Below are 11,684 nucleotides of genomic sequence, written 5' to 3' on the forward strand. Positions count from 1 at the left end.
CTGCCGCCACCTTCTCCCGGAGGGAGAAGGGAGGCACTCCAGGAGGCTGAGGGGATGCCTGTCCACCCCTCCCCGATGTTGTCCTGCAGCATGGAGTAGAATGGACGGCTTCTCCGCATAGCTCCCGTTCCCCGCCATGATCGCTCTCGACGGGCAGGCCGCCCTTTCCCCGTTCCGCCTCGAACGCCTCAATGCCCGCCTGGATGCCCTGCATCGCGGCGCCCGCGTGCAGGCTTCCTGGTTCGTCTACTTCATCGACGCCGACGCCGCCCCGGAAGGCGAGGCGCGCCAGCGGCTGCTGGAAGTGCTGGAGGCGAAGGAAAGCGCCACCGAGAACGCCTCGCTGTGGGTGGTGCCCCGCCTGGGCACGATCTCGCCCTGGTCGAGCAAGGCCACTGACATCCTCCACGGCGCCGGTTTCGCGGTGCGCCGGGTGGAGCGCGGCGTGGCCTATCAGATCGCCGGCCTGCCCGAGCCGGGCGCGCCCGAATACGACGCGATGATGGCGGTGCTGTGCGACGCCATGACGCAGTCGGTGCTCCATCGCATCGACGAGGCCAAGGGCCTGTTCCTGGCCGGCAAGCCCGGCGACCTGGTGCACATCCCGCTGGGCGGCGACCCGCGCGCGGCCCTGGCCAAGGCCAATGCCGAGCTGGGCCTGGCGCTGGCCGAGGACGAGATCGACTACCTGGCCGAGCGCTACGCCGAGCTGGGCCGCGATCCCACCGACGCCGAACTCTTCATGTTCGCCCAGGCCAATTCCGAGCACTGCCGCCACAAGGTGTTCAACGCCAGCTGGACGCTGGACGGCCAGCCGCAGGACAAGAGCCTGTTCGGCATGATCAAGAACACCCACCAGCATTCGCCCGCCTACACGCTGTCCGCCTACAAGGACAACGCTGCGGTGATCGAGGGCAGCGACGGCAAGCGCTTCTTCAGCGGCGCCGACGGCGTGTGGCGCCGCAGCGGCGAGCGCATCGACTACGCGATCAAGGTGGAAACGCATAACCATCCCACCGCGATCGCACCCTGGCCGGGCGCGGCCACCGGCGCCGGCGGCGAGATCCGCGACGAAGGCGCCACCGGCCGCGGCGCCAAGCCGAAGGCGGGGCTCAGCGGCTTCTCGGTGTCCGACCTGCGCATTCCCGGCCATCCGCAGCCGTGGGAAGTGGAGCGTCCGCTGCCGCCGCGCATGGCCAGCGCGTTCGAGATCATGCGCGACGGCCCGCTCGGCGCCGCCGCGTTCAACAACGAATTCGGCCGCCCCTGCCTGGGCGGCTATTTCCGCACCTACGAGCACGAGACCGGCGAAGCCGGCGTGCGCCGCGGCTACGACAAGCCGATCATGATCGCCGGCGGCCTGGCCAATATCCGCTCCGGCCACGTGCAGAAGCTGGAGATCCAGCCCGGCCACAAGGTGATCGTGCTGGGCGGCCCGGCCATGCTGATCGGCCTGGGCGGCGGCGCCGCCTCGTCGGTCGCTTCCGGCACCTCCAGCGCGGAGCTGGATTTCGCCTCCGTGCAGCGCGACAACGCCGAGATGGAGCGCCGCTGCCAGCAGGTGATCGACAGCTGCTGGTCGCTGGGCGAGAACAACCCCATCGTGAGCATCCACGACGTCGGCGCGGGCGGTCTTTCCAACGCCATTCCCGAACTGCTCAACGATGCGGGCGTGGGCGGCGTGATCGATCTCTCGAAGGTGCCGTGCGACGACCCGTCGCTGTCGCCGATGCAGGTGTGGAGCAACGAATCGCAGGAGCGCTACGTGCTCGGCATCGCCGCCGAGCGCCTGGCCGAGTTCGAAGCGTTCTGCGTGCGCGAGCGCTGCCCCTACGCGGTGGTCGGCGACGCCACCGAAGAGCGCCGCCTGCTGGTCACCGACCCGCGCCGCGAGCTCACCGTCATCGACCTGCCGATGGACGTGCTGTTCGGCAAGGCGCCGCGCATGCACCGCGACGCCAGGCGCGTGAAGCCGCGCATCGACGTGGTGCCGGATCTGTCCGGCATCAGCATGGACGAGGCCCTGCGCCGCGTGCTGCGCCTGCCCACCGTGGGCAGCAAGAGCTTCCTGGTCACCATCGGCGACCGCACCGTGGGCGGCTTGAATCATCGCGATCCGATGGTCGGCCCCTGGCAGGTGCCGGTGGCCGATTGCGCCGTGACCATCGCCGATTTCGACGGCTACGCCGGTGAAGCCATGGCCATGGCCGAGCGCGCGCCGGTAGCCCTGCTGAGCAGCGCGGACGCCGCGCGCCTGGCGGTGGGCGAGGCCATCACCAACCTGGCCGCCGCGCCGATCCGTTCGCTGGGCGAAGTGCGCCTGTCGGCGAACTGGATGGCCGCGGTGAACCACCCCGGCGAAGACGCGGCCCTGTTCGATGCGGTCAAAGCCGTGGGCATGGAACTGTGCCCGGAGCTGGACATCTCCATCCCGGTGGGCAAGGACTCGCTGTCCATGCAGACCGTATGGACCGACGGCGACCAGCCGCAGCGCACGATCGCGCCGGTGTCGCTGGTGGTCACGGGTTTTGCGCGCGTGCACGACGTGCGCCGCACGCTCACCCCGCAGTTGCGCCTGGACCGCGGCGATTCCGACCTGTGGCTGCTGGACCTCGGCGGCGGCCGCGACCGCCTCGGCGGTTCCGCGCTGACCCAGGTGTTCAACCGCGGCGGCGGCGTGCCGCCGGACCTGGACGACGCCGGGCATCTGAAGGGCCTGTTCGACCTGGTGCAGGAAGCCAATGCGGCCGGCCTGCTGCTGGCTTATCACGACCGTTCCGACGGCGGCGCCATCGTCACCCTGCTGGAAATGGCCTTCGCCGGCCATTGCGGCCTGGAAATCCAGCTCGAAGGCTGGGCCGAGGCCGCGCTGCGCGCGCTGTTCAATGAGGAACTGGGCGCCGTGGTGCAGGTGGCGCAGGCCAACCGCGAGGCGTTCGAGGCGCTGCTGGTCAAGCACGGCCTGGCCGGCATGAGCTATCGCATCGGCCATCCGAAGGAAAAGCTCGGCATCAAGCTTTTCCACGGCGGCGAGAAGCAGTTCGCCTGGAAGTGGACCGAGCTGTTCGCCGCGTGGAACGAAACCAGCCACCACATGCAGCGCCTGCGCGACAACCCGCTCAGCGCCGACGCGGAACTGGAATGGCGCCTGGACGATGCCGACCCGGGTATCAGCCCCAAGCTCAGCTTCGACCCGTCCGAGGACGTGGCCGCGCCGCTGATCGCCAAGGGCGCGCGTCCGCGCGTGGCGATCCTGCGCGAGCAGGGCGTCAACGGCCAGGTGGAAATGGCCGCCGCGTTCGACCGCGCCGGCTTCGAGGCGGTGGACGTGCACATGTCCGACCTGGCCAGCGGCCGCATCAGGCTGGCGGATTTCCGCGGTTTCGCGGCCTGCGGCGGTTTCTCGTACGGCGACGTGCTGGGCGCCGGCCGCGGCTGGGCCACCTCGATCATGTACAACGAAATGCTGCGCGCGGAGTTCACCGCGTTCTTCGCCGACACCAGCAAGTTCGCGCTGGGCGTGTGCAACGGCTGCCAGATGCTGTCGCAGCTGAAGGAGATCATCCCGGGCGCGCAGCATTGGCCGAAGTTTTTGCGCAATGCGTCCGAGCAGTACGAAGGCCGCGTCGCCACGCTGGAAGTGCTCGATTCGCCCAGCATCTTCTTCAAGGGCATGGCCGGTTCGCGCATCCCGGTGGCGGTGGCGCACGGCGAAGGCCGCGTGAGCTTCCCGCAGGTGTGCAGCCCGTCGAAGTCCGGCGGCGCGGTGCGCTTCGTCGACAACCGCGGCCGTCCGACCGAGCACTACCCGCTCAATCCGAACGGCTCGCCGGGCGGCCTGGCCGGCTTCACCGCGGCCGACGGCCGCGTGACGATCATGATGCCGCACCCCGAGCGCGTGTTCCGCAGCGCGCAGATGAGCTGGCATCCGGATCACTGGGGCGAGGACTCGCCGTGGATGCGCATGTTCCGCAACGCCAGGGTGTGGTGCGGCTGACAGCCCGCCATAAGCTTGCGACCGGGCGCGCCGCATGAATGCGCCCGGCCAGCGTTTCGCGCGCTGGCTGCTGCTGGCCGGATGGGCGGTACTGCTGGCGCTGCTGCCGTGGTGGCTGGGATGGGCGTTGCTGGTCGTGCTTGCCGCGGGTGCGGTGATCTATGCGCGCCGCTCCCATCCTCGAGGTGAACTCTGCCGCAGCGGCCTGAAGTGGGGCCTGCCGGGCATGCTGTTCGCCGTGCAGCGTGCGCTCGGCGGCGATCTCATTGCCTGGGGCGCGGCCTTGCTCGGCGCCCTGGTCGGCTATTCGCTGGTGGCATTGCTGGAATCGCTGCTGCTGCATCGCGTGCGGCGCGCGTCGGCACCGACGCCGGAATGGAGCGAGCTGGCGATGGCGCCGGTGGGGCCGCCGGCGCGCATCATCGAGCTGGCGCCGGTGCAATGGCGCGATGCGGCCGACGTGCCCGAGCTGCACTACGAAGCCACCGGCCAGGACGAAGGCAACTATCGCCTCGCCGATGGGCACACACTGCGGCGCCTGGGTCCGCGCTGCAGCTTCAGTCCGCAGGGCCGCTGGTTCGCGGCGAACCCGGCCGGCGGCAGCGGCGAGCTGCTGTTCGAGTTCGCACGCGGCAGGCAGCACCGCCTGCGCGGCTGGGAACTGTGCGGCTGGGACCAGGACGATGCTCCGTGGCTGGCGCGCCATGCCGACGGCGTGCCGGTGCCGCTGCACGAAGCACTGGGCCAGGACGCGCCGCGCGATTGATGCTCCCTCCACCGGGATGTCGCGCCGCGGCTATGCCGTTCGCCGGCCGCTCCCCCATACTTGGCGATCATGAATTCAGCCTTCGAAACCACACCCCTCGTCAGCGTGATCGTGGTTGCCGCCGATAGCGGCCCCACGCTGCGCGAATGTGTAGGACGCGTGATGGCATGCGAGGTGCCGCTGGAATTGATCCTGGTGGACAACGGGTCGTCCGATGGCATTCCGCAGGCGATCGAGCGCGCGATGCAGCACGAGTGGCGGCTGCGTCCGCTCTACAACCACGCCAATCTCGGTTTCGGTCCCGCGGTGAATCGCGGCGCCGCGCAGGCGCGGGCCAAGTTGCTGCTGATCCTCAACCCGGACTGCATGCTCGACGACGCCAGCCTGCGGCGCCTGCTGGAACTGCAGCAGGCGCATCCGAAGGCGGGCGTGATCGGCGCGGTGGTGTGCGACGAGCAAGGCCGGCCGGATCGCGCTTCGTATCGCCGCGATCCTTATCTCGGCCGCGCGCTGCGCACCTTCATGGGGCAGGGCGAGGGCGTGAACATCGGCGGCGAGATGCCCGCGGAACCTGTGCAGGTGGAAGCGGTGTCGGGTGCGCTGATGCTGATGCCGCGCGTGGCGTTCGAGAACCTCCGCGGTTTCGACGAGGAATACTTCCTGCACTGCGAAGACCTGGACCTGTGCCGCCGCGCGCGCGATGCCGGCTATCAGGTGTGGCTGGCCGGCGACGTGCGCGTGCTGCACGGCAAGGGCGGCTCCAGCCGGCACCGGCCGGTATTCGTCAGCTGGCACAAGCATCGCGGCATGTGGCGCTGGTTCCGCAAGTTCGATCCGGCGGCACGCAACCCGCTCGTGTCCGCCGTGGTGTGGCTGGGCCTGTGGGCGCATTTCCTGCTGAAGATCCCCGGCCAGTGGCTGCGCCTGCTGCGCCGCCGTCCGGCGCCCGCGGCGAGCGACGCATGAGCGCTGCGCAGGCGCGCGTCGCCACGCTGGCGACGCTGGGGCTGGTCGCGGTCACCACCATCTGGGGTTCCACGTTCTTCCTGATCAAGGATCTGGTCGGGCGCATGGCGCCGGCGGATTTCCTGGCGGTGCGTTTCCTGATCGCGGCGGCAGCGATGCTGCTGCTGTTCCATCGCTCGCTGCTGAGGCTGGGCCGGCGCGAATGGCTGCAAGGTGTGGCGCTCGGCTTGGTGTACGGCGTGGCGCAGCTGCTGCAGACGACCGGGCTGGAACACACCTCGGCCAGCATCAGCGGTTTCGCCACCGGCATGTATGTGGTGTTCACGCCGCTGCTCGGCACCGTGCTGCTGCGGCAGCGTCTGCCGTCCATCACTTGGATTGCCGTGCTGCTCGCCGTCGGCGGCCTGGCCTTGCTGGCGCTGCGCGGTTTCAGCCTTGGCTATGGCGTGTGGATCACGCTGGCGTCGGCTTTGCTGTACGGCCTGCATATCGTGGGGCTGGGCGTGTGGTCGCGGCCGGGGCATGCGTTCGCGCTGTCGACTTTGCAGATGCTGGTGATCGCCGCCGTGTGCCTGCTGGCTACGCTGCCGCATGGCCCTTCCTTGCCGCCGGATGCGAAGGCATGGGTGGCAGTGGTGTATATGGCCTTGGCCGCCGGTGCCGGCGCGATGCTGGTGCAGACCTGGGCGCAGGCGCATATCAGCGCGACGCGGGCGGCGATCGTGATGACGACGGAACCGGTATTTGCCGCCGGGTTTGCCGTGGCGTTCGGCGGGGAAGGGCTGACGTGGCGGATGCTGGCCGGCGGGGCCTTGATCCTCGGAGCGATGTATCTGGTGGAGCTGGCGCCGAGGCGCTCGAATGCTTTGCCTGCCGAGGCCGCGCACCACGAAGTGTAGGTTGGGGTGAGCCGCAGGCGAACCCCAGCGTCGCGGTGCACATGAGCGTGACGATGTTGGGGTTACTGGCTGCATCAGCAGCCAGCCCTTCGGGCCATCCGCTACGCGGATGTTCGCTACGGCATCCTGCCTTCGCAGTCGCCTACCGCTCACCCCAACCTACGGCGCTTTCTTCGTCCGCGGCTGCATCGCAATCCGCACCAGATAAACCACGATCGCGATATTCCCCAGCAGCACCACCAGCTTCAGCCAGCTGAAGTGCGCAATCGTCTCGTAGAACTCCACCGGCACCAGCGACCCGGTGGCGATCACCGTGAACCACTCCGCCCAGTGCTTGCGCAGCCACAGCCCCGTGCCCTCGGTGGCGAAGATCGCCGCATACGCCAGCGCCACGATCCCCACCGCCACGAACTTGCTCGGCCCCTGCTCCATCAGCAGATTCACCAGCTGCCAGCGCAGATGGTTGCTGTCCGTGAGCGACAGGTGCTCCAGCCAGTGCACCAGATGATCGAAGCTCTCCTGCCGGTTGAGCCTGAAGGCGGCGATCGCGACCAGGATCAAGCCGACGGTCTTGAATGCCTTGTAGATGGCGATGATGCGCAGGCCGAGACTGTGCTGCGCCTCGATTTCCGAGCTGGGCCGGGTGAGATGGCGGTCTGAGTGGGTCATGGTGGCCGGGGACTTGGCGATGTCCCATTGTCGCCGGAGCCGCCCTGGGGCGGGAATAGCCCAGGAGATTATGGGGCGGCTTGGTGATCCGACCCGGCAATGTGCAAATTTTGCACGTTAGTCCACTCGCTGAATGCATGGCCCTGCCGATGGGTGATACGAGCCAGGAAGGTCTTCAGAACCGGCACTGGGCTATTGGAAAAATCCAGGCGCTCATTGGACCGCACGCCAGCAATATCCCGTGCTTCCCCAAAAGCGCTTCAGGGATCGCACAACGTGGCTACGCCCAGCAGTCATAGCATTGCGTCCATGCAGATGGATGCTGCTCGCCATTGCGTTCCTTTTTCGCCTCTGTCCCAAGCAGGCAACACCCCCGCGCAGCCTGCGCGGTCCGGGTAATTCCGCGCTCCATATGTCCTTGCTATGGCTGCCTTCAAGGCGGCCGCCAGGTTTCCGCGGTCCATGGATAGCTCGCGGCCCCAGGGGGTATTCAAAATGAGGCAATTCGCATGTCGAAATCCAATAACCATGTCCTGCGCCGCCGCGAGCTGTATGTGGCGGCCGCGCTGATCCTTCCGGCCAGCGCGTTTGCGGCGATCACGCCGGTGGCGGGCGGGGCGAGCGTGCTGCCGGGCAATACGCCGGTGGTGAATATCGTTGCGCCCAACGCGGCGGGTGTATCGCACAACCGCTTCGAAGCGTTCGGTGTCGATGCGTCGGGCGTGGTGCTCAATAACAGCGTCAAGGCGGTGAAGTCGCAGCTCGCCGGCCAGATCGACGGCAATGCGAACTTCACCGGCCGCGCGGCCCAGGTGATCATCACCGAGGTTACCGGGAAGACCGCCACCGCGCTGAACGGCGCCATGGAAATCGCCGGGCAGCGCGCCACCCTGGTGGTGGCCAATCCGAACGGCATCAGCGCCGACGGCGCCAGCTTCATCAACGCCTCGCGCGTCACGCTGACCACCGGCACGCCGCAGCTGGATCGCTATGGCCGGCTGAATGCGCTGGAGGTGAATCAGGGCGTGATCAGCGTGACGGGCAAGGGGGTCGATGCGACCGGCGCCCAGCGCGCCGACTTGCTTGCACGCAGCGTGGAACTCAATGCCAAGCTGCAGGCCAGGCAGCTGAGCGTGGTCACCGGCGCGAACAAGATCGGCTATGCCAGCGGGCGCATTTCCGCGGCTGACGCCGCCGGTACGGCGCCGACGGTGGCGCTGGACGTGGCCGAGCTGGGCAGCATGTATGCCGATGCGATCCAGATGGTCGGCACCGAGCAGGGCGTGGGCGTGAACATCGCCGGCAAGATCGAAGCGGCGACTGGTTCGCTGAGCCTGGCCAATGCCGGTTCGGTGGATATTGCCGAATCGGCGACGCTGAAGACGCAGCGCTATGCGGACCTCAGCGCCGGTTTGAACGGCTGGGGTTATCCGATCGCCGACGATGCCGGCGTGAACGTGGCGGGCAAGGTCGACGCCGGTTCGCTCACGGTGAACAGCTCCGGCGCGCTGAAGGTGGCCAAGTCCGCCACGCTGACCGCGAAGAACGACGTCTATCTGCGTGCCGGCGATCGCTACGGCTATGCGGCCGACAGCGGCATCGACATGGCGGGCAAGGTGCAGGCCACCTCCGGCTCGGTGTCGGCCAGCGCGTCCGGTGCGATGAAGATCGCCGATGGCGGCAGCGTGCAGGCGCAGCGGGATCTGTATCTGTCGGCATCGAATATGGACAACGCCGGCGCGATGACCACGGTCAAGGGCAATATCTACGCGCGCGGCCCGGGCTTCTGGTCCAGCCAGTCGAGCAAGTTCGCCAACACCGGCTCGATCTCCGCCGGCGGCCGGGCCTACGTCACGGGCTTCGACGACAAAACAGTGAACGGAACCATCCATACCGCCAAGGGCGACTTCCTTCTGGACGAATACGGCCATCAGCTGAAGTCGGGCAGCGAGGATCACACGGGCTCGGACTTCAAGGCGAAGTGGGGCAGCTGGATGTGGTGAGCTGACATCCCGTCAGCGGTTTGAAAAAAAGACGGCCGGGGCGCAACCCCGGCCGTTCTGTTTTTCACGGAAGGCCATTCAGCAGCAGCGCCCGCCCGTTCCTTTGTATCGCGCGACTTGCCGCTCGCGGAAAAACTCCGCATACGTAGGCACCGCACGCTCGGGATGATGTTCGCGCAGATGCCGCACATACACGTCGTAATCCGGAACACCGCAGCACAGGCGGGCGGTCTGCACCGCCCATTTCCGGAATGCCTGGAAGCTGGCTTTCATGGCATGGCCCTCAGCGGGTGGGAACGCCGTCCAGCGCCACGTACGGTTCCTCGTGCGCGGTGGGATGGTTGATGCGCCAGGCTTTCATGATGGCGTTGATGGCGAAGCCGGCCATGCTTACCACCAGCAGCATGAAGATGCCGGTAAGCGCGGCGTCCACGTAGTTGTTGGTGACGATGCGCTGCATTTCTTCAGTGGTCTTGGCCGGTGCCAGAAGCTTGCCGTCGGCGGCGGCCTGGGCGTATTTCTGCGCGGCGGCGGTGAAGCTGATCGAGCCGGACAGCTTGTAGTAGCCGGCCGTCAGCGTGCACACCACCAGCCAGATCGCCGGAATGCCCGGCACCCACACATAGCGTTCGCGCTTGAGCTTCACCGTCACCACCGTGGCCAGCATCAGCGCCACCGCCGCGAGCATCTGGTTGGCGATGCCGAACAGCGGCCACAAGGTGTTGATGCCGCCCAGCGGATCGACCGCGCCCTGGTACAGGAAATAACCCCACAGGCCGACGCAGATCGCGGTGGCGATGAGGTTGCCCAGCCACGATTCGGTGTGCTTCAGCGGCTCGTGCACGAGGCCGGCGATCTCCTGGATCATGAAGCGGCCCACGCGCGTGCCGGCGTCCACCGTGGTGAGGATGAACAGCGCTTCGAACAGAATCGCGTAGTGGTACCAGAACGCCATCATGCCTTCGCCCGGGATGATCCCGTGCAGCAGCTGGGCCATGCCTACCGCCAGCGTCGGCGCACCGCCGGCGCGGCTGAGGATGCTGCTCTCGCCGATGTTCTTGGCCGTGTTCAAGAGTTCATCCGGCGAGACCACGAAGCCCCACTGGCTGATGGTGGTGGCGGCCTGCTGCGCGGTGGTGCCGATCAGCGCGCCGGGCGAGTTCATCGCGAAGTACACGCCCGGATGCAGCGAGGCGGCGGCGATCAAGGCCATGATGGCGACGAAGGCCTCCATCAGCATGCCGCCGTAGCCGACCATGCGCGCCTCGCCTTCATTGCTGAGCAGCTTGGGCGTAGTGCCGGAGGCAATGATCGAGTGCCAGCCCGAGACGGCGCCGCAGGCGATGGTGATGAACAGGAACGGGAACAGGTTGCCCTGGAACACCGGGCCGCTGCCGTCGACGAACTTGGTCAGCGCAGGCATCTGCAAGGTCGGCGCGGCCAGGAAGATCGCCAGCGCAAGCAGCGCGATGGTGCCGATCTTGAGGAAGGTGCTGAGGTAATCGCGCGGCGCCAGCAGCAGCCACACCGGCAGCACCGAGGCGCAGAAGCCGTAGGCAATCAGCAGCCAGGCCAGCGCCTTGGCGTCGAAGTCGAACGCGGCGGCCCAGGCCGGCGAAGCGGCGATGAAAGCGCCGGACCAGATCGCCAGCAACAGCAGGATCAGGCCGATGATCGACACTTCGAGAATCCGGCCCGGCCGGATATAGCGCAGATACACGCCCATCAGCAGCGCGATCGGAATGGTGCAGGCCACCGTCCAGGTGCCCCAGGGGCTGTGCGTCAGCGCCTTGACCACCACCAGCGCCAGCACCGCCAGCACGATCATCATCAGCACCAGCACGCCGAACATGGCGACGATGCCGGCCACCGGCCCCAGTTCGTCGCGCAGCATGTTGCCGAGCGAGCGGCCGTCGCGGCGTACCGATAAACCGAGAATCATGAAGTCCTGTACCGCGCCGGCGAACACCACGCCGAACAGGATCCACAAGGTGCCGGGCAGATAACCCATCTGCGCCGCCAGCACGGGGCCGACCAGCGGGCCGGCGCCGGCGATCGCGGCGAAATGGTGGCCGAACACCACCCACTTGTCGGTGGGCACGTAGTCGAGCCCGTCGTTGCGCAGCACGGCCGGGGTGGCGCGGCTGGGGTCCATGCGCAGCACGTAGGCGTTGATGAACTTGCTGTAGAAGCGGTAGCCGATCACGAACACGGCGATCGACGCGGCGACCAGCCAGATCGCATTGATCGGTTCGCCGCGGCGCAGGGCCACGACGCCTAGACACCACGCGCCGACGATGGCGATGGCGGCCCAGAGGATCTTGCCCGCTGGGCTGGGTTTGCTGACGGCGGTATGCATGAACGGACTCCCACGGATGCTCATC

Annotated in this window: 8 protein-coding genes; 5 read left to right on the forward strand and 3 right to left on the reverse strand. The window is 67.6% G+C overall.

The window, feature by feature from the left end; translation table 11 throughout:
* Positions 1–136 precede the first annotated feature (136 nt).
* From purL to FHW85_RS07260, 4 genes are all read left to right on the forward strand, one after another.
* Positions 137–3,997 carry a phosphoribosylformylglycinamidine synthase gene (gene purL, locus FHW85_RS07245; RefSeq protein ID WP_168647826.1) on the forward strand — a complete coding sequence of 1,287 codons (3,861 nt, stop codon included), beginning with the start codon at positions 137–139 and terminating at the stop codon, positions 3,995–3,997.
* A 34-nt stretch (positions 3,998–4,031) separates the two neighbouring features.
* Positions 4,032–4,763, forward strand: a complete 732-nt coding sequence (locus FHW85_RS07250) for a hypothetical protein (protein ID WP_168647827.1) — start codon at positions 4,032–4,034, stop codon at positions 4,761–4,763.
* Positions 4,764–4,832: 69 nt separating this feature from the next.
* Positions 4,833–5,729, forward strand: coding sequence for a glycosyltransferase family 2 protein (locus FHW85_RS07255; RefSeq protein WP_168647828.1), 897 nt, complete (start codon positions 4,833–4,835; stop codon positions 5,727–5,729).
* On the forward strand, positions 5,726–6,628 hold the full coding sequence (locus tag FHW85_RS07260; RefSeq protein WP_168647829.1) for a DMT family transporter: 903 nt from the start codon (positions 5,726–5,728) through the stop codon (positions 6,626–6,628). Before FHW85_RS07255 ends, FHW85_RS07260 begins: the two co-directional genes overlap by 4 nt.
* A gap of 159 nt (positions 6,629–6,787) precedes the next feature.
* Here the strand turns inward: FHW85_RS07260 and FHW85_RS07265 are convergent, their stop codons facing one another.
* The gene (locus FHW85_RS07265; RefSeq protein WP_168647830.1) at positions 6,788–7,297 is read right to left on the reverse strand and encodes a DUF2127 domain-containing protein; all 510 of its coding nucleotides are present in this window, start codon (positions 7,295–7,297) and stop codon (positions 6,788–6,790) included.
* 509 nt (positions 7,298–7,806) lie between these two features.
* Here FHW85_RS07265 and FHW85_RS07270 point away from each other — a divergent pair.
* A complete protein-coding gene (locus FHW85_RS07270; RefSeq protein ID WP_168647831.1) occupies positions 7,807–9,300 on the forward strand; it encodes a filamentous hemagglutinin N-terminal domain-containing protein in 1,494 nt (497 codons plus the stop codon).
* 78 nt (positions 9,301–9,378) lie between these two features.
* On the opposite strand, the gene FHW85_RS07275 is transcribed toward FHW85_RS07270, so the two are convergent.
* Both FHW85_RS07275 and FHW85_RS07280 read right to left on the reverse strand, forming a co-directional pair.
* Positions 9,379–9,573: a YbdD/YjiX family protein gene (locus tag FHW85_RS07275; RefSeq protein ID WP_167258330.1), complete on the reverse strand. Its 195-nt coding sequence runs from the start codon at positions 9,571–9,573 to the stop codon at positions 9,379–9,381.
* A gap of 10 nt (positions 9,574–9,583) precedes the next feature.
* A complete protein-coding gene (locus FHW85_RS07280; RefSeq protein WP_168647832.1) occupies positions 9,584–11,659 on the reverse strand; it encodes a carbon starvation CstA family protein in 2,076 nt (691 codons plus the stop codon).
* Positions 11,660–11,684: the final 25 nt, after the last annotated feature.

This window comes from Dyella sp. SG609 (assembly GCF_012275375.1).
GTDB lineage: Bacteria > Pseudomonadota > Gammaproteobacteria > Xanthomonadales > Rhodanobacteraceae > Dyella_D > Dyella_D marensis.